Here is a 25713-nt window from a genome sequence, read left to right on the forward strand (position 1 = left end):
CCGGGTACCTAAGGGAAAAGGTGTGGAACCCATAGAGCAAAACCACACATTCGGGGAAAGATTATCGCCAGATTTATAGGAACGAAGATCAACCCAGGTTATTGAAGATATGACTCATGACTGGAGGCTTTATATATGGCCGGTATACCAGGTATAATTTACCCTCCTACGGTAGATTTCAACTATCTGGTACAGCGTCCCCAGCAGTTGCTAAAGGCCCTGTCCCAACTGGGAGTGACGATTTATTTTCTGAACCGCTGTGCCCATTGCCAGGAGGAGCCGCGGGGCATTGAAAGATATAATGAGCATTTTTACCTGTTTCATCAGGAGGAGCCCTCCTATCCGGCGCATATAAGGCCGGTGGTTTACTATAGCAACCCGACCCAGGTGGAAAACATCAGCAGCTACAACCCTGGTCTGCGGGTGTTTGACAGCCTGGATGATACAGTGGAGGGGTTTTCAACCTGGAAGACCTATTATCCCCGGGCGGTGGCTTCAGCCGACTTAGTACTGGCGGCCTCGGATAAGCTTTTCTCACGGGCTCGGGAAATCAATCCCTGCACCGTGCTGCTTCCCAATGGCTGTGACTACGATTATTTCAGCCAGGCCGGAACCGGGCAACGGGCCAGGCCGGTTGATTTACCGGATCTTAGGGCTAAGGTAATTGGATATATCGGTGTTGTTGCCAGCTGGTGTGACTTGGAACTTCTGGATGGGCTGGCGGCAGCTTTTCCCGATTGCAGCCTCCTGATAATAGGTCCGTTATATGGCGTTCATAATATCCCCTTGCGTCCCAATCTCCACTGGTTAGGATATAAGGACTACGATAAGCTGATTGACTATGCCGGCCATTTTGACGTAGGTATAATTCCTTTTAAAACCAGCGTTCTGACCGAGGCAGTTAACCCGATTAAGATGTGGGAATACATGGCGCTGGGAATCCCGATAGTTACTACGGCACTACCGGAAGCGGGCAGATACGGTGATATAGTTTACTGCTCGGCCGGGCGGGCAGAGTTTATAAGCCATACCCGCCAGGCTTTGCAAGAAACCGGGAACCGGCGTGAACAGAGAATGGCTCTGGCCCGGGAAAACTCCTGGACGGTCCGGGCAAAGCAAATGCTTAAGGCCATAGAGGAAAAGCTTCAGGCCAAAGGGATTAGGACCCGGGGAAGCCTGCCGACCCCACCTGCAGCCGTTGCTTACCGATGCAGGAAATATTATGCTCCCAGCCGGGTGAAATACCCGGAAGTCAAGAAATTTAAGTTGTCACTAACCGGAGGTTATCCATGCCCAAAGTGATGATAGGCTGTCCGGTACGTAACCGCGCCTGGGTTTTGCCTTCTTACCTGGACTGTCTGCAAAAATTGGATAAGGGACTGTTTGAGATCAGCTATTGCTTTATCATCAATGACTGCAGTGATGCCAGCCCTGGAATATTGGCCCGCTTTGCCCGGGAAGGGCCGGAACCGGTGACCCTGATTTTCAAGGATCATCAGCAGCCGGGAGGATTTCGCCGGGGGGAGTACAGCTTCTCCCATCTGGCCAAGCTGCGCAACTTCCTATTGCAGGCTTTTTTAGAGTCAGATTGTAATTACCTTTTTTCCTTGGACAGCGATATCCTGGTACCTCCAAATACCCTTGTCCAATTACTCCGGGATCAATGTGATATGGTATCGGCTCTGGTATGCAATGGGCATGAGCTTGGAGACCCGGGTATTTACAACATACTGCAGCGGGGTGGGGAAGGCAGCTACCTGCATATCAGGGATTTCCCCCGGAACCAGGTATTCCCGGTGGACTGTACCGGCGCCGCCTGCCTGATAAAGAGATCAGTCATAGAAGCGGGGACTCGCTACTCCGGTCGGCGTGGCGGGGAGGATATAGCTTTTTGCGAGGCTGCACGCACCAAGGGATTTGGTATTTTCTGTGATGGCCGGGTGGAATGCTTACATTATATGCAAGAAAAAATAGGTTAAGTGACTAGGATAATCACATTTTGTTGCTCTCTCTCATAGTATAAGCTAGAAATTTGAACTTACAAATTTCAACAGAAGCCCTGGTGGCAAGAGAAAGAAAAAGAACAAAGGAGGGGAGAGTAACATGGCTGGACTTAAATGTGAATTTCCGGATGGTTGTAGATTAGATTTATGGGCGAAGGTCATCAAAGCCAAATTTATCGAAAAACAGGTAAAAGTCCTGGATACCGTGTTTTGTGTGCCTGATGAGCAGGTGGGGGGGAAAGTAGCCTGTGTAGAGGACATCAAGGTCAAGATAATCCAAAAATTTGAGGATGTGGCCTGTTTCAACAAAGTCAAAATTTTTATCGACTATGAAGTAATTCTCTTTGTTATCGTGGATGGCGAGTATCAGATTATAACGGTTACTGACCGTTTCGAGAGAAGTATCGAGCTGGATGAGTTCGATCCGCCCCTTACCGCAGAAGAGTTCAGAGAGGAAATCGAACAATCCGAATTAATCCTTAAGAACTGGACCTTTGACTATGAAATCAAAGGTAATTGTGAAGATCCCTGTAACCCTTGCAATCTGACCACCCCTATCAGAGGAACTTGCATCGGGTTAAGAGTGTTTGTCGATATTATCGACAAGCTGGGTAAAATGCATGATGTGGTTGTTTATGGCGAACTTGATCCGGAAGTAGAATTTTAAGACCCCCCTGCCCACTTTATGCTCGGCTCTGGCCGGGCATTTATTTTTCCTAGTTGAGGAGGTGGCTATGTGCCCGATGTGAGAATAGACCGCAGGCATAAGAACATAATGCGCAGCCAACTGGAAAAAGTGCTGGAGCTGCAAAGGGAAACGGAGCGTATAATAGATGATTTCCATAAAGAAACGGAAGTGCCGGAATACCAGCAATTCTGGCAGGAGCTAAAGCAGAACAACACGGAAACCATGCAAAAGCTGTCGCGCTTCATGGTACGCAAGTGCAACCGCTGAATTTAACCCAAGAGGCAGTTTGCCTTTTTTAGTAAACCCCGGATGCACACACCTTTGTAGTCGGTGTAATCTGCTTTCTTAATAACGGCCAAAGGGAGTTTTGGTACCCTAATAAAGGGTGGTTAGTAGGTGATAATAATGAAGAAGCTTGGATTGGCATTGGGTGGTGGAGGGCTTAAGGGATTGGCTCATATAGGCATATTGCAAGTGCTGGAGGATAACCGCATTCCCGTATCCATGGTATCAGGAACCAGTTCCGGGAGCATAATGGCAGCCCTTTATGCCAGCGGACTGTCCCCCTATAGCATGGAAGAAGAGGTCTTAAAGCTTAAGCCGGGTGATTACCTGGATTATAATATCAGTGGACTGATCAGGTATCTCTTGTCCTGCTTTATCCCGACAATGGGTGCCACCCTGGATGGAATTATCAAGGGTGATCGCCTGGAGAAGCTGATTTTCCATTTAACCGGGGGCAAATACCTGCAGGACAGCAAATTACCGTTGGCTATAATTGCCTGCGATATTGACAGCGGAAGGGAGATTATATTTTCCGGTGAAAAAATCAGGCTGGACGATAATGACGGGCTGGTTGTCCAGGATGCCCTTTTAAGCCAGGCTGTAAGGGCCAGTATATCGATTCCGGCTACCTTCGTCCCCAGTCATCTGCAGGGAATGCAACTGGTAGACGGAGGAGTCCGCAGTATGGTTCCGGTCGCTGTGCAAAAGCTTCTGGGAGCGGAGTATGTCCTAGCTGTAAATCTGGGGCAGTATATTTATGACCAGGGGGTACAGGGCATACCGGAAATAGTGAACCGCGCTTTAAACATCCTGGGCTATGAAACCTCGGCCACGGAAGAAAAAATTTTTGCCGATATGTCCATTTACCCTGATGTGAGTGAAGTAAGGCTAAGCGACCTGGACAAAGCAGCGGAAATCATCCGTATCGGGCGCCGGACCATGAAAAAAGAGGTTGCTAAGTTAAAAAGAAACCTCCTGGCTTAACAGTGTAACAGACAGACAGTAATTTACATATAATATCGACAAAGCATAAGATTAGCCGATACAGCGGGTTAAGGCAGGGAGGAGGTTAAAATGGCTACGGACAAATTCGAACATGCTACTTTCTACCTGACCAAATAACATTCATTAAACAAACCTAAACTGATACGGTAAGAAATCCTGATTTTCGGACTTTCTCCAGGAATAATTTCAACTCTATCAACTAAGGTTTTTATTAAATCCATTTTAAGTTCATCATCTGCTTCGTCAGGTATGTTTTTAATCTCTCTTGCTATCTCCATTACCGTGCTAACAAGTTCTTGCTGATTCTGCTGCATCTGTGTCTGCTGGACAAGAAGCTTTTTCCGTGATTGTAAAGTGTCCAAAGACTCTTCACGTTCGCTAATAGCTTCAACTAATTCATTTTCCGCAGTAATGCCTTTTGCATATAAATCCAGTAATCGCTTTCGTTCCTGGGTGATTTCATTGACCCGTTTATCAATTTCGCTGATTTCAGCAGCATAATCACTTATAAGTAAAGACCTGCTTTCCATTTCCCGGGAGACTTCCCTAATCAATTTTTGGGGATTTTTAAATGTATTGCACAAGTCTTCCCAGACGGTGTTTTCCAACAGATCAGCGTTGATATTAGGGTTCTCACAGGTCATATCATCCGATTTTTTTTTAGTGCAGCGGTAATAGGCAAAGCGGCCTTTGCCTGATGATGTGCCTACATATGCGCTATGGCAAGTGCCGCATTCGACCAAACCACGCAGCAGGTAGGTTCGGTACTGTTCATTAGGTGCATAATGTTTGCGTTTGTCCTGTGCTATTTGCCTGGCTTTAAAATAAGTTTCCGAATCTATGATTTTGGGTATGGGTACCGGTATAGGGTTCTGTCCCGGTGGTTTATAAGGATAGATGCCGGTATAAATATCACTTCGCAGAATATTATTTACCGAGTATTCGCACCAACCGCCAGTACGGTTATGTTTTCGGTACCAAGTTCCTTTAAAGTCGGCCGGGGCAGGAATACCCATACCGGTAAGATATTCTGTTATAGCTCTGAGACTCATATTTTCTTCAATATAGAGCTTATAAACCAGTTTAATTACCTCTGCTTGGTCAGGGTTGACCTTAACAGACATATCGTCAGCAACCGTATAGCCATAGGGTATTGTTCCCTGCGGCAGCTTCCCTCTGCGTGCTTTGCGTGCTTTGCCATCTGCAAAATTCTGTTTAATCGTTGCCCGGTCATAAGCTGCAAAGGATGAGAACACCGTAGCCATCATTTGGCCGGATGGTTCAAAGTAGTTAAAAGGTTCACTGAGAGAAATCAGAGATACTCCGCATTTTTTTAGCGTATGAAAAGCCTCCTGTGCGGCAAAATCCTCGCGTGCAATTCGATTTACCCTTACAACTACCAGGTGGGTTAATTTTCCCTCAACAGCATCCAGCAGCAGCCTTGCACCATCAGGCCGCTCGCGAAGCATAAGCTCGCCTGATACCCCATCATCTATGTACCAGCGTTCTTTGGGGACGCTGATATTATTTTTTTTAAAATATGCCCTTATGGCATCAATTTGAGCATCTATAGTCTCATTTTTTGCTTGTTCCTCGGTTGAGACGCGGCAGTAAGCACCGTAGAGCATCTATAATACCTCTCTCAAAGGATTTTTTCTCCTATATAGAAGATATTCCCATTATACCATCAAGGGGGGGATTGCTATAAAGGGATTTTTAACCAAGTAAAGTGAAACGATTTTCGACAATCGAATAATTTTATTTTTATAGAGAGCCCTGAGTTTAATTCCAGGGCTCTTTTTGGTCCATTAAAATCCTTAAACACAGGAGGGCTTGCTTGTGCGGGAAAAAAATGAAGTAACGAATTATTTAAGAAAGCATAAGAGAAAGAATCCTTTTTTACAAATCAGCAGGGACATTATTAACGATTCGCGTTTGAGCTGGAAAGCGAAGGGACTACTTACATATCTATTAGATCAAAGTGATTCATGGCAATTTTATGAGAGTGAAATCTGCAGCCATGGAACAGACGGACGTACCAGTGTGGCCACTGGCTTACAAGAGTTGGAGAAGTACGGATACCTAACCCGCGATTGGATCCGCGACGATCATGGCCGGTATATAGGTAGAGTGTGGGAAGTTTATGAGGAACCAGCTGAATCCCATGAAATAGGGGATTCTACCGATTGCAGAAAACCTGATATCGGTAAATCTGAAATCGGAAAACCCGCTGCCGGAAAACCTGCAGCTAACAATAACAACAGTAACGATAGCAGTAAAGAATATAAAACTGATCTTAATCTTGTTAACACCAACAAAAGGGATGAAAAATCGAGTCTACAAGAACAATCGGCGGTTGTTGATAAAAAGATGATTGAGGAAACCTTTATTAAGTATTTAAGTAAAAGCATTCCGGATAATATTTATCCGGTCTTATTGGAGTACTGCCAGGAGAGCAGTCAAGTTCAGTTAATAGCATCTACCCTCCAAAGAAAGCAAGCTGAAGGCAGAATCATAAACCCGTTGGGCATATTGATAAACAATCCCAATGGCGTCATAGAAAGCATTTTAAATGGCACATTCTATCCGGAGCCTTTGGATACTCCTAAAGGACAAGTGGAATCCTTAGAAGCGGAAATAGAGCATTTCATGATATATACCGGAATTGACATGAAATCGCTTATTCGCAGAGGTACATATCAAAAATGGCGAAAAGATTGGGGCTTCACCCGGGAAATGATTCTGAAGGCAGCGGAATTAATGGCACTCTATGCCCAAAAAAGCAGTCTTGAGTACATTGACCGGGTATTAAACGATTGGCGAGATAAGGGGTTAAATACAGTAGAGGATGTAGAAAAAGCCATAAAGGAATTTAAAAACAAAAGTGAAAAAAGTGAGCCAACAAAAGAAAGAAGCTACTCTGAATATGACTTATTTATTCCGCCTGATTAAAAACAGATCAAAACTTTTAGTTATGTGTCAGCTATATGAATAGGACTTTCTGCCTGTAGAATTGAGGCCTTGAAACGGGTTCAACACGACACAACCCCGGTCCGGGGTAATTTCTAATAAACACATAAGCCAGTTAAAATGGACCGTGGATAGCTTCGGCTCGAGTAAAGCAGTTATACATGTTTCCGACCCGAATCTACCCACGGTCAGCATAGTGTTTTTTAAATATTTAATTTAAGTTTATTAGTGTCTTATAAAGATTATAAAACAATAACTAAAAGTTTTGATATTAAGATTTAAAGATTAATTAAAATTAAATATTTAGTTAATAAAACTAGTTAAACTCGGCCAATCAGAAAACTACGCAAACCAAGTAAACTGGGCCGCCCGGCAAAGTGCTAAAACCGGTATACCGGGAAAACAGGCTAAAGAAGGTGATTGATGTGAATGTACCCCAGCCGGAAAGTTTTCTGGCCATACGGGGAATACGGCTTACGGCTCGCGATAAAGAAATATGCGTATTCCTGCAGCAGTGGCGTTATGCCAATGTAAAGCAATTAGCTAAGAAATTCGGTACCTCCACTCCCGCCATGTATCGCCGCCTGGATAAACTGTGCCGGGCCAGCATCTTAAAACATGAAAAAGTCCTGGCTGATAAACCCGGGGTTTATAGATGCCTGCCTAAAGGCAGGATGCTGGCTGATACTAATTTACCGCCGGTGGAACGGATATCGGAACATTTTTTCAGGCATACCGTAGCCGCCGTTGACGTAGCTCTGGCGCTGGAGCAGGAAAGCCCCAGATTGCTATCGGAACAAGAATTGAGAAGCGATAAAGGCATCAACGTATTCAGTACCCAAAAAGGCAAAAGAGAGCACTGCCCGGACATTATCGCCTACATGCCGGACGGGAAAGTTGTAGCCGTGGAAGTGGAGCTCAGCGCCAAGAATAAAGAGCGCATAGAAGGAATATTCCGCTGGTATTTTCAGCGCAGTGAATATCATGAAGTCAGATATTATGTGCCCGGGGAAGCTATGGCCCATAGGATACTGAGCTACGGCGGCAGCCGGGATTATGTGAAGATTTACATGCTCAGTACCATGCGGGAATGGAAACCGCCGCAGAAATCGCTGGAGTTTGGCGGCTGATTGTGTCGGTCCCGCGGCTGTGTCGGTCCCGCGGCTGTGTCGGCCAGCAGTTGTGTCGGCCAGCAGTTGTGTCGGCCAGCAGTTGTGTCAGCCAGCGGCTGTGTCGGCCGGCGGTTGTGTCAGCCAGCGGTTGTGTCGGCCGGCGATTGTGTCAGCCCCAGCGGTTGTGTCGGCCGGCGGTTGTGTCAGCCAGCGGTTGTGTCGCCCGGCAATTTGTGTCACCCCTGCAGCTGTGTCAGCCAGTGGTCGTGTCACCCTATTGTGTCGGCCGGAATGTCGGAAGGAGTGAATAAAGATGGAAAACACAGAACTGATCGAACTGCGTAAAAAAAGGAATCTGAGTCAAAGCCAGTTAGCAGAGCTTTTGGGCTTGACCAGGAGTCAAATCGCCAATTATGAGAGCGGCAGACGGATACCGGATCAGGAAACCAAACAAATAATAGCCGGTTTTTTTGAAATGCCGGCCGAAGAAATATTCGCCGGTCTTCAGGAAGAATGCGATCTTCAGGAGAAGCCGCAACCTGAAGCAGCTGTAAATGCAAATGCCGGTCGGGAATCGGCGACTCCTGACAAACAGACGGCAGAGCCCGGGCATGAATTGCAGCTTATTTATGATCAATGGCTGCCGTTTTACGGCAGGGAATACATGGAACAATTGATCAGGCATATCCGTCAAAACCCATTCTTGACAGAATACTGGCTGCCAAGCGAGCCCGGCAAGCTTATCCGGGATTTCGATCTGGTTACATCCGGGGATGAGGTATTCTTCTGGGATTTTTATTACGGCGGAATTTATATCATAAAAAAGCCGGGAGAAAGGTTGAACCAGGCCGGTAAAAAGCCGGAAGGCGCCAGATACATGGGACCATGGAAATTAGACTTAGCCCTATGTCTTACTAATGGGAATACGGAACTTTCAAGCATATTCGGCCGGGAAGGGGTATAGACCGTGTATGAGCAGTATGACGAGGAAAAGAAAAACGATCTGTGGAAGCTCCCTGCGGCCCTGGTTCTGCTGCCCGCCTTGATCCCGGCAGGCGCTCTGCATCTCGCCGGAAGAAAATATATACATAGCCGTAAAATACTTTGGATATGCCGGGGAATAGGACTTATTCTGTGTATACTAGTTTACTCGCAGGTCGTTCCGGCCTTCAAAGAATGGTTGGCTCTGGAACTTCAGTACATCTTATATTTTATCGGACACTATACAGGATTTAGTGAGTATATTCAACCTGAATCCTTGAAGCCAATAATCAAATTTGCACTGACCGGTACTCCTTTTGTATATTTGGGGTTTGAGTTTTGGCCCAACCAACCAGAAAGAGATATCCTGGGTGATCGGCGAGAGATTGAAGAAGCTTTAACCAGGATGGATGAAGAAGAGGAACAGGCTATAGTGACCCAACAAAAAGAAGATATATCCAAAATGGATCATCCTGAAGATGGTACGTTAATTGCCCCAGGTGAAGTCATTACTAATCGTGAGGCAAATGCCCACATATTGGTAGCCGGTGCAACCGGTGCGGGAAAAACAACAACCCTGGCCAATTTTGTTGAGTATTGCTGCCAGAGTCTCCTTTCCTGCTGCATTATAGACGGGAAGGGAGATGCAGGTCTGTTAAGCTTATGCCGGAGGCTGGCTGATAAATTTGGAAGGCCCTTTTATATGTTTTCACTGACCTATCCGGAAGACAGCTGTCATTACAACCCTCTCCGTCACGGCGGCGCCACCGAGCTTAAAGACAAGATCATCGGTACCAGTGATTGGACCGAACCCCATTACAAATTGAGCGCAGAACGCTATTTGCAGAATGCTTTTCATATTCTCCTGAATACGGGCAGCAGCATTGATTTGATCAACGCCTCGAAAAATCTTCGGGAAGATAAATTGATCAGCCTGGCCAGGGGAGGAAACGAAGAAGCAGTACGGGCGGCCCTTGCCATTGAAAGCTTGACAGGGGAGGAAATAGAGGCCTATCAGGGCATTTTTTCACGGCTTATGGTCTTTGCCGAAGCCGATAAGGAACTGAGAAGCCTGTTAACCGATACCGGCGACAGCAGGACATTAGACATCAGAGACGCAATGGACGAAGGCGCCATAATCCTCTTCAGCCTTTCCAGCTCGAAATATAGCCAGTATGCCCCAATGATTGCCCGATTAGTTATTCAAGATATTAAGACCGTTGTTGCGGAGCGGGAAAGAAGGCGTTTAGGGGAAGAGAGCAATACCAGCAAGGTGTATGCTATTTTTGATGAATTCAGCGATTATGCTAATTCAGAGTTTTATAACATACTTCGGCAAGCCCGCAGTGCCAGTTTTCATGTAATTTTAGCTTTACAGGAGATCGCCACCCTTCCGCCCCAGGATGCGAAGCAAGTGCTTGCCAATACTAATACCAAGATCATTCACAGCCAGCGTAATCCGGACAGCGCAGAGCTGTTTGCGACGACTATCGGAACGAAAATGACCACAGTTTGGACAGAGCAGGTAAATGCCGATTTAGAAACAGGAAAAAGAGAACTGACCGGAGGTGGGACAGTAAAAAAGGATCGTTCCTTTATGGTTCATCCGGATAAGATTAAACAACTGGATACAGGCGAAGCATACTTATTACGGTCTAATCCTCATCGGGTCAGCAAAGTAAATATACGAATGGTCAATATATAGTAGCTTTTTTCACGACTAAATAAATTTCAAATACTTCAATTGGTGGTGTTTTTCATTACCATATTATAAGGAGGGGGAAAATGGACAAGTCATTGATCATAGCGGAGAAACCATCCGTAGCTATGAACTATGCGGAGGCCCTGGGCTCATTCTCAAGAAAGGACGGATTCCTCGAAAACGGGGAATTTATCATCACCTGGGCCTTGGGGCATCTGGTTGAGATTCAGGGAATCGGCGTTCCGGAAAAATGGAACTATGCGGACCTGCCGTTATTGGTAGACTTCCGGTTAACGGCTGCGCATAACCCGGGGAAAAGTAAGCAACTGAATGTTATTCGCAGTTTAGTGCAGCGCAGAGATATCAAAGAAGTCATTGTAGGCACGGACGCAGGGCGGGAAGGGGAACTGATCGCCCGCTACATTTTGTCTTATACCAATAACTCCAAACCGGTGAAGCGCCTTTGGATATCATCCCAGACACCGGCGGCAGTACTGGAAGGCATGAATAACCTGAAGCCGGCGGTCATTTATGACCATCTGTACGCCGCGGCCAGGTGCAGAAATATGGCCGACTGGTATGTGGGTATAAACGCTACCAGAGCCTATACCACCAGGTTACATACCAACGAACTGTTTTCCGTAGGGAGAGTGCAGACCCCCACGCTGTCATTGATAGTCAGCCGGGAAAGAGAAATCGAAAACTTTAAACCGGAGCCTTACTATGTGCTGTCGGCCAATACCGAATCCGGTAAAGGATCTTTTATTGCCAAATATGCCGGAGAACAGATCAGGGAAAAGTCCGAGCTGTTAAAAATCATCCGGGAAGTAGAAGACGGCACAGGAAAGGTGACTTTATTTGAAAACAGGCAAATCAAACAGAAACCGCCCCTGCCGCCGGACCTTACCGAGCTTCAGAAGCAATGCAATACCAGGTTTGGCTGGACGGCGGCCCAAACCTTGCTGCTGGCGCAGGAACTATATGAAAAACGCCTTATATCTTATCCCAGGACCAACTCCAGGTACTTATCTTCGGACCTGGAGCCCACTTTCATGAGCCGGCTCCAGGCAATAAAGCATATGGAACGGTATGGCCCTTTTGCTGACCACATTAAATCAGCCCGGCCCACCATAAAAGCAATTGACGACAGCAAAGTCGACGATCACTATGCCATTATTCCGCTGGACACCGTAGCGGATAAACTGAGCGGGGATCTTTTGACCTTATATGAGCTTATTGCGGCCTATTTTCTGGCCATATTTTACCCGCCGGCCGTTTTCAGGGAGCGCCGGATCGAATATGAAATAAGCGGCCATAAATTCAAAGCATTATCTAAGTTTGTCGAACAGCCGGGCTACAGAGAAATACCGGGCATGGCATCACGGACCGAGGAGCCAGAAGAGGAGGAAGCGGAACAATCACTTCCGGAACTTAAAGAAGGCGACGATGTTAAAATAAGCAATCTTGAATTCAGCGAAAAAACCACCCAGGCTCCGAAACGATACACCGAGGCGACAATACTGCATGCAATGAAAACAGCCAGTAAAAAATCAGGTATCGACGTGCCCGGCGACTGGGGATTAGGCACGGCGGCCACTCGGGCCGCTATCCTGGAAACCCTTAAGAAAAGGGGATATATAACTGCAAAAGGTAAAGCCCTGATGCCGACAGCCAAAGGCAAACGCATAATTGATATCCTGAAAACAGAAGGGCTGAAATCTGCCGATCTGACCGCAGCGTGGGAAGATAAGTTGATAGGCGTAGAAAAGGGGGAAGTAGGCTTCAACCAATTTATTGAAGAGATCAAAGAGTACGTAACCGCTATTGTAGCAGATGCGGGAAGTGTAACTATAGATAACATTCCGGAAGGGAAGAAGGAATTAGGAAAATGCCCGTTATGCGGCGCCCCTGTGACAGAGACCAAAAAAGCATACTCCTGTTCGGCCTGGAAGGAAGGCTGTAAATTCGCTATTTGGAAAGAAATAGCGGGCAAAAGCATATCTGAGGCCCAGGCTAAAAAAATTCTGGCTAAGGGTAGAAGCGATAAAATAAAGGGCTTCAAAGCAAAGCATGGCGGCAATTTTGAAGCATTCCTGGCGCTGAACCAAGACAGGAGGATCGTTTTCGAATTCGAAGACTAAGTTTTGGACCACGCTATTCTGCTTTTTGTTTTGATAAGCGGTTCTTAATACTTAGAGGCCACTTAAATTAATCTATTAATAAGCGGGTTCCATAAAGGGAGCCGCTTTTCTTAATAAGAAAGAGGTAGACCATATGATTAGAGAATACACTGCCTTTTTCCCCTGCTGCGGCAGTGGAGGTGCGGCAATAGGAGCTGCTGAAGCAATATCAGAATTTAAAGGTCATGTTGGCAGGTTTCGGGTGGTAGGCGGCATTGACGTTGACCCAGAGGCCTGTCAAGATTTTGAAAAGCTAACCGGAGCGCCGGCGCATTGCATGGATCTCTTTTCCCGGGATGATTATACAGCATACCACGGCCGCCGGCCGCCGGAAGATTGGCGGGAGATTACGCCGGCAGATATTCAGATTCTAGTTGAAGATACGCCGGATGTCGTATTTGTATCAGCTCCCTGCCAGGGGAACTCCGGCTTACTACCTGAGAGCGCAGCCCAGTCGGATAAATATCAGGCCTTGAATAACCTTGCGAGCCATGTTATGTGGCTTATGCTTGAGGCCTTCCGGGATAATCCGGTACCGGTGTTTCTTTTTGAGAACGTTCCCAGGATAACAACGCGTAGCGCCCGTCTGCTGAATCGTATCCGGATGATGCTCCGGTCCCATGACTATGAGATCCATCCCGTAAAAGACAAAGACGGATACCACGATTGCGGGGAAGTTGGCGGATTAGGGCAGCACCGCAAAAGGTACATGATGATAGCCCGGCATAAGGAAAAGTGCAGCGCTATTATATTCAGGCCGCATCGGCAAAAGATGAAAACTATAGGGGATGTTCTCAGCCCGTTGCCTTTGCCCGACGACCCCATCGCCGGGCCGATGCATAGAAGCCCTCGCTTAACCTGGAAAACCTGGGTAAGACTTGCGCTTATTCGCCAGGGTGGAGATTGGAAAGACTTAAAGAGCTGTGGGCCATACCAAATAGAGCATGTGCCGCGAACCGGAGTTTTTTCAGTAGCCGAATGGAATAAGCCGTCAAGGACTATTACAGGACATGCCAGGGTAGGTGGAAGTAATGGAGTAGCGGCCGTGGCAGATCCTCGGCTTAATCTTGGCGTAGGAACCCATCAAAACATATACCGGGTGGTTCCGTGGGAAAAGCCGTCGCCAACGGTAACAGGCGCCTTGGGAGTAAACAACGGAGCTCTGGCCGTAGCAGATCCTCGTTTGGGATGCAGCCCTCGAAACGGCTCATATAAAGTACAGGCTTGGGATAAGCCGGCCAATACAGTTACGGCCAGCGGCGATATCCATGCGGGAGCGTCTGCGGTGGCAGATCCGAGGATACCCCTTGACCACGAACGGCCGGATCCTCCACCTGTCATCATTGCATTGGACGGGACATGGCATAGACCCTTGACTGATTATGAAAACGCGGCGCTGCAGAGTTTTCCGCTTATTATGCCGGATGGGAGTCCATTACTTCTGGCAGGGAAATCATCAGCCCGGTGGAGAAAGCGAATCGGAAATGCGGTGCCGCCGGATTCAGCTCGGGCTTGGTTTGAGACCGTAGGAATGAGCTTGTTGGCTAGCGAAAAGAATGAATGGTTCTTGAGCTCATCCCAAATCTGGGTGCAATCATGCATAATGGATAATATTAAGAAAAATTCAACTCAAATTATATAATTGAGCAGGAGGCTACTCATTAGTTGAGTAGCCTCCTGCGGATATGCAAAGAAAGTACTCGGAATATACCAATTTTCTTCCCAGCTTTTTATGCAGCATTCTATATGGCAGGTAAACCTGCTGAGTAGCGTTTGTTTATCCTTCTTTTCAAACGTTAAGTTCGTTGGGTATCTCTGTAACAAAGTATTATACCACTTTTTTTTTGATTGTGGTATTATTTGTATAATGTTTGAATTGGAGGAGGCAACATGCCCTACAAGCAAATTGGTGATTACCAACTTATCAAGTTTAAAGGTAAAGGCACATTTGGCTCTGTTTATAGATGTGAAAAAGATGGCAACATATATGCGATGAAAATATTTTCTGCTGACTTTGTATATTCGGAGTTTTCTAAAGGAAATGATAATCGGATAAGCCGAGAAATAGAAGCTTTGAAATTGGTGAATTCTGAAAATGTCGTGAAATATATTGATGACGGTAGTTTTATTGATAATAATTGGAAGTATTATTATGTGGTAATGGACTACGTAGATGGAGATGACTTAGAAAATATCCTGAAGCAACGAACATTTTCGCAAGAAGAAGCTTTAATTATTTTTAATTCAATTTTAAATGGTATTTTCGCTATCCATGAAGCTAAACTAATTCATAGAGACTTAAAACCAGCCAATATATATTTACTTAAAGATGGAAATGTAAAAATCTTAGATTTTGGATTATCAAAACTTATTGATTTTACTTCTATTACAAATACAGGAGATCAATTAGGAACCCCTTTGTACATGTCTCCCGAGCAGATAAGCGATAGCAAAAATATAGACTATCGCTCTGATTATTATGCATTAGGTGTTATTTTATTTAAAATGTTAGCCAATAAAACTCCTTATGGTCATATTACTTCACGAGAAGAGCTATATTATAAAATTCAGGTTGAGCCACCGATTTCTATAAGGACATATCTACCCACTATTGATAATGCAATTGATAATTTGATAAATGAACTTTTACAGAAAGAAAATTATAAAAGACCAAATACATTACAAGATATAATAGCCTATCTTGATAAAATTGGGAGTAGTAGCTCTACTCATCATATAGTTAAAATCGAACCAACCTTTTTTGTTCGCCTATGGAACGAAAAGAAAGTTTTAGAGGAATTTTATAAGGATGGCTTTTCAATAGAACATGCTATTTTTCCAATAAACCACCAAAATCAGCAGAGGAATCTTTTGAATTTTATCAAAAAGCAAAATGTTGAATTTATAATAGACCCTGCTACAATGCGACTAGCATATGATTCTTACTCAGATGTAAAGGGCCTAATTGCTCTACCCTATGCGCCAAAAGATTTAAGCAGACTTGAATTAGATGATTTAAAATCTTACGAAGCAAAAAAAACCTATGTTAGATGTGTGGTTGACGAGCAGTTACAGCATAATCCTTCTTTAATAGTTTCACCCTTCCATGTCAGTAATAATTCTAATTTAGTACACATAAAAATGGATACCAATGAGAATTGGTTTAGTCTAGATGTGAAGTTATTAAAGGAAACTAAAGATTATTTAAACAGTATAAACTATTCCGGGAAATTAGTTGGAGGATTTTGTGTAAAGACTGATATATTGACATCAAAAACGGAACGAGAATACTTTTTAAATGTGCTTACGGGCTTAGAATGTGATGTTTATTGGGTTTATGTGGATTGCATTGATAATAGTACAAATTTTTCGCAACTTTATAATTATGCTAATGTATTATTGGAGTTACAAAAAGCAGCAAAGAAACCTGTTGTTGCTGGCCGTATAGGTGCTTTTGGATTGATTCTTTTGTCATTTGGGTTATACGGTTTTGAATCTGGAACATCTCGTTTTGAGTCCTTTTATGAAGATTTATATAAAGAAGTTGGCGATCCTTATAATATGTATGTTAGGTATTATTTCCCTGAGTTATTAAGTAATGTAGCTATCGAACGAAAAAATCCCGCTAAAATTGTTCAACTATTAGCTACTGAAACAGGGAAAAATATTGGATGCACTTGCCCGTATTGTATGGGGCAGAATCCGCTCGCTTTGGTCGGTGATGGTTTGACAAGAAAACATTTTTTATATAGACGGAATCAGGAAATTGATAAACTAAGAAATTTAAACACAACACAATATAGAGTCGAATATATTGAGCAACGAGTTAAGGATGCCATATTTTATTACAATAATTTAAAACCTATTTTTAAAGAAGATGATTCTAGATTTCTTAAAACTTGGCTAGAGGTCATTGGAAAATTGAAAGAGAAATGGATGTGATTATATGCTGGAAATAGAAATTGTAAATAATATAAATACTTACCTAGAATGTAAAGGAATCCATTTTTCCAATGAATTAAGAATGGGGGTTGGGATTCCTGATATTTCTTTGAATATTGGTGCAACCCGTTATTTGAAACCCATGGATGATTACTTTTTACTATCTATTCTAGAATTTGTGAATAAAAAGCATTGTACTTCTTTTCATGAAATAAAAAATGAATTTTTGATAACACTTGATAAGGTTAAACAATATGTTGTTATATTAGCCAAAATGAGCTTTGTTAAAGTTAAGAATGATATTGTAAGAGCAATTAAAAATATTTTTTCAGCAAAATTGGGAACTACCATTTCTATAGAGGCAAAATTAAAAGATTGGAGAGGTGCATGTCTGCAAGCTCAGCGGTATTTATGCTTTTCTGATTATGCATACATCGCTATGCCAAGCAATTATATTAAGAATATTGAACAAAGGCTTTTTGTAGAATCTGGCATTGGCATACTTTCTGTTGAAGGTAATAAGGTAGAAGAAATTTTATCTGCTAGGAAATCTGACTCATGTGAATTCACTTTAAAGTATCTTATTACGTCAAAAATTATTGAAAAAAGTGTGGAAATGGGAAAAAAACATTTAAGAAAAAACATTTTTACCCCTCTGTGCTTAACTTAAGACAATGGTATCCTAGCGACCCTTGTTGCATAAATATCCCCACCTGTTTTCCATATGTAAATCCCGACCTTTATTTCCTATTTCTTATTGCCGGCGTCTCCATCCAATCCAGCGGAGTTTTCGTCGCCCCCACCGTCTAGCGTCTGCCTGATTCGCAGAAACGCAATATACTTTCTTAATTCAACCATTGATTCCTCATCCAATCCTTCTAGTAGGCGATCTATCTTACTCCGGCCAGGCTGTTCCGCAGCCTGGCCGCTCTTTTCTGACTGCGTTATTTCTTTAATAATAGCCAGCAACTCATCCGGATCCCGGGACTGGTTAATGATGTTTAACACCTTTTCGGAAAGGGGGTAGGGGAAATCGGTAGCTCCCAATAGATAATCTATAGATACCTCGTAATAATTGGCCAAGGCTATCACGAGGTCAAAACTTGCTGGCTTTGCTCCACGTTCAATATTGCTAATAGTACTTTTTGTAGAGCCAACAGCATCTGCAACATTTTGGAGTGTAAGATTTTTATTTTTTCTTATGGTTCGTAATCTGAATCTAAGGATATCTTTATTAAACATAAAAAACCCCTTGACTGTATTCAATAAGAAAACTATACTTAGTAAAAGTATTCATGAGGAACACCTCAATGAGGTAAAAATATGACAACACGACTAAAAAACGAACGACAGAAATTAAATGTCACAGCCGCATATGTTGCTTCAATGGTTGGTTTATCAAAATCCGGCTACATAAACATTGAGGCTGGCAGACGCAGGCCTTTAATTGTTGTAGCTTTTAAACTCGAACGTTTTTTTAAGGTCCCGGCCAGTGAACTACTGGCTGAAACGAAAGAAGAACCCTGAGCAATAATAATAATTTCCCTAAAGGAGATCTAAAATGAGTTTTTTAATCCATGTTTATAATTCTAATAACTTTAAGTGCAGTAACTGGTTCGGTGAACTGACATATAAAGAATCTGAACGTTGGTACAGTTTTATGTACATGTTATGCGCCTGGATATATATAAGTCTGTTTTTACCTTTGATGCCGATGCCTGTGATCCAAAGAGCGTTGTTGCCTATTCAATTTACCTATAATTATCTAACCGAATTTTGCCGGTTTCATGGTGTTAGTTCCTTTGCTGCAGAGGTATGTGCTGTTTTAATAATGGGTTACATAATCTCTTGTGCAACAGTCATTTTAGTAATGATAGAAAAATCCTTCAGGTTGAGGTTTTGGAGTACTATTATAATGCTTTTCGGTATTTTTTATTTTTACCTATTTACATCTTCTTATTTTATGTATCATATATTCTCAAGCATCTATAACGCTAATTATCATCCTAGTACCCTTTCTGCCTCTCCCTACTCGGCAATCGTTTTCTGTCTGATTATATATTTGATTTATGCAAGCTCGTTCTATGCTTTATTGACAGCTTATTGGTACCCGATTGAACGCCAGCTTCAGATGTTCATTTCCCAACCTGCTGTTAATATCTTTTTAAGGTTGGTGTGGCGTGTTTGCGACAAGGCATTTACTTTTATGTGGCCTTTTACTATAGCGGCTTTAGGAATACTTCATATACCCATATTGACTTAACCACGATATCCAGTGATGAAAAATTCCACTAAGTAACAAAAAACTAGGTACCAGAACAAGTATAAATATAGTAAAAGCAGTCCATTTACCATTTTTATTCCATAAGCCCGAGAAAAAACGAATTATTTTGCTTGAGCTGGTAGTAACTATACGTCCGGACCCCCAGCTTTTCAAACAAAGTAATTGACAGCCCAATAAAAACACTGTTGATAACATTGCTGCTATTAAACCTACTGCTTGGAAACTGAAGAAATATAATTCCGGTTTTGAACCGTATTCGCCAGCTGCTTTAAAAGATTCGAAAATGGGTAGCGGCTTTAACCGGGACATTAATTCCGGAACCCCGTCGGGTATGTAGTAAGGATGGGCACCGGAAAAGAAAATAACAAATAACAAGACCCATAATACGGTTAAAGTGAAGGCTAATCCCTTAAGCTGAGGTTCTAACAAAGCATAGCGGTTATTTTTAATTGAAAACCAAATCATTGAGCTATTTATACATAAGAACATAAATGAAATCAGATACCCGGTATAAATGAAGTACTGACCGTATTTGATATAGAAAATGGCCAGAGTAATTAAGAGGGCAACAATAAAAAGCAAAAATACAAACAAACCCCCATTGTCTTGCGGCTGCGAAGTCTGCTGTATGGGGACAGGCGCGGCCTGATAATAGTTATAGCTATGGTAGTGGTCATGATGGTGTTTTTCAATAAAGCGGTTATCAACAGATATAACAGAGTAGTCGTTCAGATGTTCTCTTGAAGAGAGCAACTTTCCGACAGCAAAAGAAACAACCATTAATATAAGACCGCATCCTATGTTAATTAGAATGTCAGGTAATTTTCCGACAAACATACTATGGCCTCCGAGATAAGTCTCAATTGACTAGAAAACCAGCATTTACCGTCTGGCCGGGTCGTCGGAACGGCCCACCAGGTAGTCCAGGGATACGTCGAAGTAATCGGCCAGGGCGATTAGAACTTTTAAACTCGGGTCTCTATCATTAGTTTCGTAAAAGGTGATAATTCTAGGGCCTAAACCTATTATTTCACCAAGTTCTTCTCTTTTTAGGTTCTTTGATTTTCTTAGTTCGCGTAAACGTTCACCTAAAGTAACCAACTTAGGCCTCCAAAAAAGTATTGACTAGGCACAATAGGTGCCTTATACTTAAAACACATTAGGCACAATTAGTGCCTAAAGAATTGAGCTTACTTGAGAAAAAACTTAATTACACTAAGAAACCAAAAAGGATATACCCAACAAGAGGTTGCTGTTCACATAGGTATTAGCCGCCGAATGTACGGTTCTATTGAAACTGGTTACCGCAACCCATCCTGGAAAGTTCAGAAACGTCTCGAACAATTTTTTTGTATCCCGGCCGGCGAGCTGCTGGCCGAAATGGAAAATATATATGAAAGAAGGTAATTCCATGAATGATACTCCTAAAAAAACTGATCAAAATAATATCAAGCCGGAGCCTGCAACACTTAAACTTAATGAGTTAATGAATGCTGTTTTGCGACAGAATCCGGACCGCATTACGTTTGGTACCCCTAGAGAGAACACGGAGGTGTTCCTTACGAGGAGTGAGGTTTCTGCAGAAGAGGACTGTTAAACGTTAAGTCCAGATTTAACTGTTCAGGTTTAATCCTATAATATTTCCACATATTTTTAATGTACTCATAAACATTTTGCGGGGATAAATTGTCAGGGAAACATGGTAATTGTTTAATTTTACCTAAGAGCCTCTGATAACTGGGTCTTTCCTTAAACATAGTTTCTATCTGCTGCCACATTTCCGGTGGTAACCGATGTTGTAATTCTATCGTTCTAATTACTATGTAGTTCTTGTCCTTGAAATAATTCGGATTTTTAAGATAACTCTGTAATTCGTTTGAATAAGTCCTGAACATTCGTTCCCATACTTGATTGTCAAATAAATTTATTGTAGTTAAATTTCTATCAATAATAGGGTGAACAGTTACATCATGGATACGAGTGGCCAGTTTATCCATTTCGAGGATTTCGGCGCTGTTATCTAAAACTTCGCCATATTTATAAGTTGGCACAATAAAAGGATAACCAATACTGTGTATGTATAAATGCATCAGTTCATGTCCTATATCAGGTATAAGTGCATCTGATGCAATTACCATTGTTGCTAAATAATCTTTATCAGTTTCCACGTTATTGGAAAAAGGTTCTATTTTACAAAAAGCATAATTTGTTTGGGCTCTATTAACCCCAGTAATTCGAGCGTAGTCGTTCATATACATTATCCGCAAGAAGCAATTGGGGAGTTGACGCTCAGTATCATTCCATAAAGTAAAAAGATTAGGATTATCTTTAATAATTTTAATTAAAGCTGGGTTGGAATTATTTTCAGAATCATGATTCATAATGGGTTTCCTCCTAAGCGATTTACCGCCTGGCCGGGTCGTCGGAACGGCCCACCAGGTAGTCCAGGGATACGTCAAAGTAATCGGCCAGGGCAAGTAATGTATCAAAAGTTGGCCTTGTCTCATTTTTCTCATAAAGAAAGATGATACGTCTTTTTAGACCTAAAATTTCACCTAGGTCTTCGGCTTTTAAATTTTTGTCTTTTCTTAGATGATTAAGCCGATCACCAAAGGTAGACACATTATTCCCCCCAATAAAAATTCGTTGACAAGTGCAATAATATTGCACTAATATTAAAAATGAATAGTGCAATTAAAGTGCGCGGGTGATGAGATAGTTATGTTATTAAAAAATAAACGTAAAAGTCTGGGGCTTACAGCAGAGCAAGTTGCTGAAGCCATTGGTATAAGAAGGCGTATGTACTATTACATAGAATCAGGCGAAAAACTGCCTTCTCGTAAAGTAGAAAAACGCCTTGAACGCTTCTTTAATATTCCGGCCAGTGAATTACTGGCTAATCAAGATGATTAAAAAAATCCTATATTTCTTAACAATTCGATTATACCAATCTTATTGGTATTTATACAAGTTTATCCAGTCTTTATGGGGAGGGGTATTATGTTTGGCAGTAATCTTAGACGGATCAGAAAGCAGAAAATGCTTTCCCAGGCGGACCTGGCCGAAAAAATAGGCAAGATTCAGCAAACCGTAAGCTGGTACGAATCAGGCCGGGTGTACCCCTCGCTGAAAGTCATAGAAAATATTGCGCAAGCTCTGGACGTTTCCGCAGCGCAGTTGATCGAAGGAAACAGCATGGATACCAATGGATTTCGATGTGATTGTGCGTATCCCTGCAGTTCGGGAAAATAGCAATTTTACCTTATTGATTAAACCAAAGAAAGCGGGATGGTGAGATGAATTTAAAGGGTATTCGCGAAAAGAGAGGGTTGACCCAGGAACAACTGGCAGATTTATCGGGGGTCCACCAATCGGTCATAAGTGCCATTGAAAGGGGTCAGACCCTCTCGCCGCGTTTAGATACCTTGAAGAAGCTGGCCGGGGCTCTCGGCGCATCAGTGGAAGAGCTTGTTGCCGAAGATAAATTGACAGGGAGGTAGAGAGAATGGATATCCAGACAGTAGCTTTCGACCCGGGTTTTCAGTTCACCAAGGGGTACAGCGCAGGCGGCAAGTACATGTGCCTGGCCCGGGTGAAGGAAGTGGCCGACAGCGAAGTGCCCGACGGCGGAGCCGCTTTAGTCGAATTTCAGGGAAAGAAATACCGGGTCGGCGACGGTTTAAACGTCCCTCCCGATCTGCATCATGACAAGACCCAAAGCATGAAGACCAAGATCGAAATGCTCAATTACCTGCACCAGCTCTGCGAAGGTGAAAAAGGCAAGTTCCTGGTGGTCACCGGCACTCCGCTTTCAAAAAGCCATACCGAAACTAATCTGAGCCGTGCTCTGCTGGATTATTTGGGAACCGGCGGGCAGTATGCAAAGGTAACGCGCGACGGTATCGTTAAGGAGATCATGGTGGAAAAGGCCGTTTCCATGCCGCAGGCCATGATTGCCTACTACACGCTGCCCCAGGAGGAAAGAGAAAAGTACCAGCAAAAACAGGCGACCGTTCTGATCTGGGATCTGGGCGGGCATACCTTCGACGTTGCCGAATTCCGGGGAGGGATACCCCAGAAAGAACCGGAAACCAAGCTCTATACCAGAAATCTGGGGATCATCCCCATGCTGATCACCTTCCGCAAGAAACTTGACTCCAAGTATCCCACGCTAAATTTCAGTTCTATTGAAGAGCTCAGGCGTATTTTTGAACAGGGGTTTTTCCCCACTCCGGCAGGGAGCGAAGACGTATCGGAATTAGCTGCTCAGGTCGGGCGCGAACATGTTTACGAACTGGTGCAGGATATGGAGAATGTTTTCAGTCCAAGCACGGCCGATGAAAATATCTTATGCGGCGGTGGATTTATCAGTCTGGGATCATATATGCGGGAGCTCTTTCCCCGCTGCATATTGATGGAGGACGCCCAGTTTTCCAATGTCAGAGCTATGTATAAGACACTTGTGAATCAGGCTATTCTCCCCAAACTGGTAACCGGGTGCGCGTAATGCCCGGGCTCAATTCTAAGAAGTCGGTTTACTTTACCGCCGGGGAGGAATATTTAAAAAACTGGGCGGAGGCAAGACCTGAAGGGTACAGTGTCTACATCAAAAGACTGATCCGGGAAGATCTGGACGAAGGCAGAAAAAAAGCGGATATCAGGAACGCGCTGCGGGAATTTGTTCAGTCGGCGGAATTCAGGAATGTTATCTCAGATATCCTGAGTAATTGCCGGGGGGCTGAGGTACGGGCCCCCGGGGACGATATCAATATCACGGCGACCGAAGCCGAAGATATTCTGAGCCTAATAAACGGAATCTGAAATCAAAAAGGCGGTAACGGGGGAGGTGGCGCCAATGGCATTGGTATGCCCGGAGGAAAGCCGAAATGGAAAAAATCAAAGTGACATCCTGGATAAAGAGGCCGTTCTGCATATGATCGCCGAGGGGAAAAACGATAATGATATCGCAAAGCATTATAATTGCTCCCGCCGCACGGTCATAAGATTTAGACAGAAACACGGCATCAGTGTGAAGCGCGGGGGGTTAAGGGACAATACCGGCCGGCGGAAGGAATTAGGTCCGGAAAGCCTTGCTGAAATTACGGCGTACATAAAACAAGGATTAAGTAATTCCGAAATAGCAGGAATCTATGGATGTACGGCCCGAACCGTACTCAATTACAGGCAGCAGCACAAAATCGACGAAGGGATCGAAAAGGAGATAAACGATCTGGTGGAATCCGATCCTGCTCTGATATTCGGCCCGACCGTAGCTTCTTTGATTATCAAAACCGGGTATGCCCCCAAGCTGGTAAAGAGGAACCTGAATAAATCAGGTCACGGCTTACGGATCGCATATAACAGCTACGTTGATTTAAAAGCCCTCCAGCGGCAGGACAGTTATGTTCTGTCCTATGAAAGGATCGATCGCTGTCCCCATGAACCTTATTTCGACGGAGAAGAGGAGAAGGCCGGGGCTGCCGCCGGGGACGGAAATTATACCAGGGGGCGCGGAGGCGCCCGCAGAAGCGCCCATAATTCTCAGGCCTATTCGTCGATTTACGGCTGAATATGGTTTGCTCGCCCGGCAGAAGCCGGGTTTTTTTATGGGCAATTCATGCGAAGGAGGAAAGCGGTGAATTTACTTAAGCCTATTACACTGAATAAGGAGTGGTGTTCTGATGGCCAAGGCTGTTGAAGAAATCAGTTTCGAGACCAAAAACATGAAGGACCCGATGCTGGCCTACGTCAAGGTCCTTTATCACGGGCTCTACATCAAGGGGATCCGTCTCTACCACAAAAAGGATGATGAAAGCGCTCTGTTTGTATCCATGCCCAGCGAAAAAAGCGGCGACAAGTACTACGACACGGTCTACTTCAAGGACAAGAGCAAGAAAGAAGAGTTTGAAAAGACCATTATCGACGTCTGGAACAAGCAAAAGAAGTAAACCTGTGCCGCTCCTGCTCCGGACGAGATGGGGGCAATCGCCTCAATCTCGTCCGTCTTGTTTCCGCATGTAATGAAAGCATTAAAGATAGGAGGGATGTAATGAACGGATTGACGCATGCTGCCGGAGGGGTCGTCGCCGGCTGTCTGCTGATCGGCGTCGCCGGAACGGAAGAACCGCTGGGCTGGCTGATGGCTGCTTCTGCGGCGGGGGCTTTGATACCGGATATTGATACGCCGCATTCCCGGATACAGAAATATATACCCGGGGCAGGAGCAGTTGTCGGGCATACCCTGCGCCACAGGGGGGTTACCCACAGTTTAGTCTTTACCGCCGCCATGTATGTTTTACTGACATTTATACTGCCCGTACCCGGCGTGTACATAAAGGCATTTGCGGTAGGGATGATCAGCCATCTGCTGCTGGATTCCCTTAATCCCATGGGAGTACCGTGGCTGTGGCCGCTGCCCGGCCGGTTCGGCATCCCCCTGGTCAGCAGTTCGGGGGTGCTGGAAAAGCTGGTTATCATGCCCGGGATGATGGCGGCAGCGCTTTATATGCTCTGGATGATATGCAGAGGGAGGTGTTAAATCATGTGCCCATTTTACGGGGG

The 25713-nt window shown here is 44.1% G+C and carries 30 protein-coding genes; 24 read left to right on the forward strand and 6 right to left on the reverse strand.

The features are described 5' to 3' along the window. Positions 1 to 135 precede the first annotated feature (135 nt). The 5 genes from ACU70B_RS00365 (at position 136) to ACU70B_RS00385 (ending at position 3960) form a co-directional block, all read left to right on the forward strand. Positions 136 to 1302 (forward strand): glycosyltransferase family protein, encoded by a 1167-nt coding sequence (locus ACU70B_RS00365; protein ID WP_447184384.1) that lies wholly within the window; start codon positions 136 to 138, stop codon positions 1300 to 1302. Then, positions 1290 to 1979, forward strand: coding sequence for a glycosyltransferase family 2 protein (locus ACU70B_RS00370; protein WP_447184385.1), 690 nt, complete (start codon positions 1290 to 1292; stop codon positions 1977 to 1979). Before ACU70B_RS00365 ends, ACU70B_RS00370 begins: the two co-directional genes overlap by 13 nt. 124 nt (positions 1980 to 2103) lie before the next feature. Next, complete coding sequence (locus ACU70B_RS00375) at positions 2104 to 2670, forward strand: hypothetical protein (RefSeq protein WP_447184386.1); 567 nt, start codon at positions 2104 to 2106, stop codon at positions 2668 to 2670. A 69-nt stretch (positions 2671 to 2739) separates the two neighbouring features. Beyond that, the gene (locus tag ACU70B_RS00380) at positions 2740 to 2958 is read left to right on the forward strand and encodes a hypothetical protein (RefSeq protein ID WP_447184387.1); all 219 of its coding nucleotides are present in this window, start codon (positions 2740 to 2742) and stop codon (positions 2956 to 2958) included. 138 nt (positions 2959 to 3096) lie between these two features. Continuing rightward, positions 3097 to 3960 carry a patatin-like phospholipase family protein gene (locus tag ACU70B_RS00385; protein WP_447185673.1) on the forward strand — a complete coding sequence of 288 codons (864 nt, stop codon included), beginning with the start codon at positions 3097 to 3099 and terminating at the stop codon, positions 3958 to 3960. A 122-nt stretch (positions 3961 to 4082) separates the two neighbouring features. Here ACU70B_RS00385 and ACU70B_RS00390 read toward each other — a convergent pair whose 3' ends face one another. Beyond that, entirely contained in the window at positions 4083 to 5609 is a 1527-nt protein-coding gene (locus tag ACU70B_RS00390; RefSeq protein WP_447184388.1) for a recombinase family protein, read from the reverse strand. A gap of 211 nt (positions 5610 to 5820) precedes the next feature. Between ACU70B_RS00390 and ACU70B_RS00395 the strand changes: the two genes are divergently transcribed. The 9 genes from ACU70B_RS00395 to ACU70B_RS00435 all read left to right on the forward strand — a co-directional run bounded on the left by ACU70B_RS00395 (position 5821) and on the right by ACU70B_RS00435 (position 17538). Then, positions 5821 to 6933 (forward strand): DnaD domain protein, encoded by a 1113-nt coding sequence (locus ACU70B_RS00395; protein WP_447184389.1) that lies wholly within the window; start codon positions 5821 to 5823, stop codon positions 6931 to 6933. A gap of 395 nt (positions 6934 to 7328) precedes the next feature. Continuing rightward, positions 7329 to 8081 (forward strand): hypothetical protein, encoded by a 753-nt coding sequence (locus tag ACU70B_RS00400; protein WP_447184390.1) that lies wholly within the window; start codon positions 7329 to 7331, stop codon positions 8079 to 8081. 2 nt (positions 8082 to 8083) lie between these two features. Next, the gene (locus tag ACU70B_RS00405; RefSeq protein ID WP_447184391.1) at positions 8084 to 8374 is read left to right on the forward strand and encodes a hypothetical protein; all 291 of its coding nucleotides are present in this window, start codon (positions 8084 to 8086) and stop codon (positions 8372 to 8374) included. A gap of 2 nt (positions 8375 to 8376) precedes the next feature. Next, positions 8377 to 9027, forward strand: a complete 651-nt coding sequence (locus ACU70B_RS00410) for a helix-turn-helix transcriptional regulator (RefSeq protein ID WP_447184392.1) — start codon at positions 8377 to 8379, stop codon at positions 9025 to 9027. A 3-nt stretch (positions 9028 to 9030) separates the two neighbouring features. Next, positions 9031 to 10749, forward strand: coding sequence for a type IV secretory system conjugative DNA transfer family protein (locus ACU70B_RS00415; RefSeq protein WP_447184393.1), 1719 nt, complete (start codon positions 9031 to 9033; stop codon positions 10747 to 10749). Between the two features lie 80 nt (positions 10750 to 10829). Next, complete coding sequence (locus ACU70B_RS00420) at positions 10830 to 12887, forward strand: type IA DNA topoisomerase (protein WP_447184394.1); 2058 nt, start codon at positions 10830 to 10832, stop codon at positions 12885 to 12887. Positions 12888 to 13020: 133 nt separating this feature from the next. After that, on the forward strand, positions 13021 to 14568 hold the full coding sequence (locus tag ACU70B_RS00425) for a DNA cytosine methyltransferase (RefSeq protein WP_447184395.1): 1548 nt from the start codon (positions 13021 to 13023) through the stop codon (positions 14566 to 14568). 248 nt (positions 14569 to 14816) lie between these two features. Continuing rightward, positions 14817 to 16868: a serine/threonine-protein kinase gene (locus ACU70B_RS00430; protein WP_447184396.1), complete on the forward strand. Its 2052-nt coding sequence runs from the start codon at positions 14817 to 14819 to the stop codon at positions 16866 to 16868. A gap of 4 nt (positions 16869 to 16872) precedes the next feature. Next, positions 16873 to 17538: a hypothetical protein gene (locus tag ACU70B_RS00435; protein ID WP_447184397.1), complete on the forward strand. Its 666-nt coding sequence runs from the start codon at positions 16873 to 16875 to the stop codon at positions 17536 to 17538. 77 nt (positions 17539 to 17615) lie between these two features. Here ACU70B_RS00435 and ACU70B_RS00440 read toward each other — a convergent pair whose 3' ends face one another. Further along, positions 17616 to 18110, reverse strand: coding sequence for a helix-turn-helix domain-containing protein (locus ACU70B_RS00440; RefSeq protein WP_447184398.1), 495 nt, complete (start codon positions 18108 to 18110; stop codon positions 17616 to 17618). 81 nt (positions 18111 to 18191) lie between these two features. Between ACU70B_RS00440 and ACU70B_RS00445 the strand changes: the two genes are divergently transcribed. Then, positions 18192 to 18395, forward strand: coding sequence for a helix-turn-helix transcriptional regulator (locus ACU70B_RS00445; protein ID WP_447184399.1), 204 nt, complete (start codon positions 18192 to 18194; stop codon positions 18393 to 18395). A 703-nt stretch (positions 18396 to 19098) separates the two neighbouring features. Here the strand turns inward: ACU70B_RS00445 and ACU70B_RS00450 are convergent. Next, entirely contained in the window at positions 19099 to 19989 is an 891-nt protein-coding gene (locus ACU70B_RS00450; protein WP_447184400.1) for a hypothetical protein, read from the reverse strand. Positions 19990 to 20034: 45 nt separating this feature from the next. Next, positions 20035 to 20253, reverse strand: a complete 219-nt coding sequence (locus ACU70B_RS00455; protein WP_447184401.1) for a helix-turn-helix domain-containing protein — start codon at positions 20251 to 20253, stop codon at positions 20035 to 20037. A gap of 93 nt (positions 20254 to 20346) precedes the next feature. Between ACU70B_RS00455 and ACU70B_RS00460 the strand changes: the two genes are divergently transcribed. Continuing rightward, entirely contained in the window at positions 20347 to 20559 is a 213-nt protein-coding gene (locus ACU70B_RS00460; protein ID WP_447184402.1) for a helix-turn-helix transcriptional regulator, read from the forward strand. A 152-nt stretch (positions 20560 to 20711) separates the two neighbouring features. Here the strand turns inward: ACU70B_RS00460 and ACU70B_RS00465 are convergent, their stop codons facing one another. Next, positions 20712 to 21533, reverse strand: a complete 822-nt coding sequence (locus ACU70B_RS00465; protein WP_447184403.1) for a hypothetical protein — start codon at positions 21531 to 21533, stop codon at positions 20712 to 20714. Between the two features lie 22 nt (positions 21534 to 21555). After that, positions 21556 to 21774: a helix-turn-helix domain-containing protein gene (locus tag ACU70B_RS00470; RefSeq protein WP_447184404.1), complete on the reverse strand. Its 219-nt coding sequence runs from the start codon at positions 21772 to 21774 to the stop codon at positions 21556 to 21558. Positions 21775 to 21873: 99 nt separating this feature from the next. Between ACU70B_RS00470 and ACU70B_RS00475 the strand changes: the two genes are divergently transcribed. The 8 genes from ACU70B_RS00475 to ACU70B_RS00510 all read left to right on the forward strand — a co-directional run bounded on the left by ACU70B_RS00475 (position 21874) and on the right by ACU70B_RS00510 (position 25690). Then, on the forward strand, positions 21874 to 22065 hold the full coding sequence (locus ACU70B_RS00475; RefSeq protein WP_447184405.1) for a helix-turn-helix domain-containing protein: 192 nt from the start codon (positions 21874 to 21876) through the stop codon (positions 22063 to 22065). Between the two features lie 87 nt (positions 22066 to 22152). Continuing rightward, positions 22153 to 22404, forward strand: coding sequence for a helix-turn-helix domain-containing protein (locus ACU70B_RS00480; RefSeq protein ID WP_447184406.1), 252 nt, complete (start codon positions 22153 to 22155; stop codon positions 22402 to 22404). A 44-nt stretch (positions 22405 to 22448) separates the two neighbouring features. Next, entirely contained in the window at positions 22449 to 22652 is a 204-nt protein-coding gene (gene relB, locus ACU70B_RS00485) for a type II toxin-antitoxin system RelB family anti-toxin (RefSeq protein WP_447184407.1), read from the forward strand. Positions 22653 to 22657: 5 nt separating this feature from the next. Beyond that, positions 22658 to 23659, forward strand: a complete 1002-nt coding sequence (locus ACU70B_RS00490; RefSeq protein ID WP_447184408.1) for a ParM/StbA family protein — start codon at positions 22658 to 22660, stop codon at positions 23657 to 23659. Continuing rightward, the gene (locus ACU70B_RS00495) at positions 23659 to 23973 is read left to right on the forward strand and encodes a hypothetical protein (protein WP_447184409.1); all 315 of its coding nucleotides are present in this window, start codon (positions 23659 to 23661) and stop codon (positions 23971 to 23973) included. Before ACU70B_RS00490 ends, ACU70B_RS00495 begins: the two co-directional genes overlap by 1 nt. A 34-nt stretch (positions 23974 to 24007) precedes the next feature. Continuing rightward, a complete protein-coding gene (locus ACU70B_RS00500) occupies positions 24008 to 24721 on the forward strand; it encodes a hypothetical protein (protein ID WP_447184410.1) in 714 nt (237 codons plus the stop codon). Between the two features lie 112 nt (positions 24722 to 24833). Next, positions 24834 to 25100 (forward strand): septation protein SpoVG family protein, encoded by a 267-nt coding sequence (locus ACU70B_RS00505; RefSeq protein WP_447184411.1) that lies wholly within the window; start codon positions 24834 to 24836, stop codon positions 25098 to 25100. Between the two features lie 101 nt (positions 25101 to 25201). Further along, on the forward strand, positions 25202 to 25690 hold the full coding sequence (locus ACU70B_RS00510) for a metal-dependent hydrolase (protein ID WP_447184412.1): 489 nt from the start codon (positions 25202 to 25204) through the stop codon (positions 25688 to 25690). Positions 25691 to 25713: the final 23 nt, after the last annotated feature.

This window comes from Syntrophomonas curvata (assembly GCF_052976825.1).

Excerpts from the sequence above, each read along its gene's own strand:
- ACU70B_RS00420 (WP_447184394.1), top strand. The coding sequence starts at position 10,830 with ATGGACAAGTCATTGATCATAGCGGAGAAACCATCCGTAGCTATGAAC.
- relB (WP_447184407.1), top strand. The coding sequence starts at position 22,449 with ATGAATTTAAAGGGTATTCGCGAAAAGAGAGGGTTGACCCAGGAACAA.
- ACU70B_RS00385 (WP_447185673.1), top strand. The coding sequence starts at position 3,097 with ATGAAGAAGCTTGGATTGGCATTGGGTGGTGGAGGGCTTAAGGGATTG.
- ACU70B_RS00430 (WP_447184396.1), top strand. The coding sequence starts at position 14,817 with ATGCCCTACAAGCAAATTGGTGATTACCAACTTATCAAGTTTAAAGGT.
- ACU70B_RS00490 (WP_447184408.1), top strand. The coding sequence starts at position 22,658 with ATGGATATCCAGACAGTAGCTTTCGACCCGGGTTTTCAGTTCACCAAG.
- ACU70B_RS00480 (WP_447184406.1), top strand. The coding sequence starts at position 22,153 with ATGTTTGGCAGTAATCTTAGACGGATCAGAAAGCAGAAAATGCTTTCC.
- ACU70B_RS00425 (WP_447184395.1), top strand. The coding sequence starts at position 13,021 with ATGATTAGAGAATACACTGCCTTTTTCCCCTGCTGCGGCAGTGGAGGT.
- ACU70B_RS00365 (WP_447184384.1), top strand. The coding sequence starts at position 136 with ATGGCCGGTATACCAGGTATAATTTACCCTCCTACGGTAGATTTCAAC.
- ACU70B_RS00495 (WP_447184409.1), top strand. The coding sequence starts at position 23,659 with ATGCCCGGGCTCAATTCTAAGAAGTCGGTTTACTTTACCGCCGGGGAG.
- ACU70B_RS00505 (WP_447184411.1), top strand. The coding sequence starts at position 24,834 with ATGGCCAAGGCTGTTGAAGAAATCAGTTTCGAGACCAAAAACATGAAG.
- ACU70B_RS00475 (WP_447184405.1), top strand. The coding sequence starts at position 21,874 with ATGTTATTAAAAAATAAACGTAAAAGTCTGGGGCTTACAGCAGAGCAA.
- ACU70B_RS00500 (WP_447184410.1), top strand. The coding sequence starts at position 24,008 with ATGGCATTGGTATGCCCGGAGGAAAGCCGAAATGGAAAAAATCAAAGT.
- ACU70B_RS00435 (WP_447184397.1), top strand. The coding sequence starts at position 16,873 with ATGCTGGAAATAGAAATTGTAAATAATATAAATACTTACCTAGAATGT.
- ACU70B_RS00445 (WP_447184399.1), top strand. The coding sequence starts at position 18,192 with ATGACAACACGACTAAAAAACGAACGACAGAAATTAAATGTCACAGCC.
- ACU70B_RS00410 (WP_447184392.1), top strand. The coding sequence starts at position 8,377 with ATGGAAAACACAGAACTGATCGAACTGCGTAAAAAAAGGAATCTGAGT.
- ACU70B_RS00450 (WP_447184400.1), bottom strand. The coding sequence starts at position 19,989 with ATGTTTGTCGGAAAATTACCTGACATTCTAATTAACATAGGATGCGGT.
- ACU70B_RS00465 (WP_447184403.1), bottom strand. The coding sequence starts at position 21,533 with ATGAATCATGATTCTGAAAATAATTCCAACCCAGCTTTAATTAAAATT.
- ACU70B_RS00375 (WP_447184386.1), top strand. The coding sequence starts at position 2,104 with ATGGCTGGACTTAAATGTGAATTTCCGGATGGTTGTAGATTAGATTTA.
- ACU70B_RS00390 (WP_447184388.1), bottom strand. The coding sequence starts at position 5,609 with ATGCTCTACGGTGCTTACTGCCGCGTCTCAACCGAGGAACAAGCAAAA.
- ACU70B_RS00370 (WP_447184385.1), top strand. The coding sequence starts at position 1,290 with ATGCCCAAAGTGATGATAGGCTGTCCGGTACGTAACCGCGCCTGGGTT.
- ACU70B_RS00510 (WP_447184412.1), top strand. The coding sequence starts at position 25,202 with ATGAACGGATTGACGCATGCTGCCGGAGGGGTCGTCGCCGGCTGTCTG.
- ACU70B_RS00440 (WP_447184398.1), bottom strand. The coding sequence starts at position 18,110 with ATGTTTAATAAAGATATCCTTAGATTCAGATTACGAACCATAAGAAAA.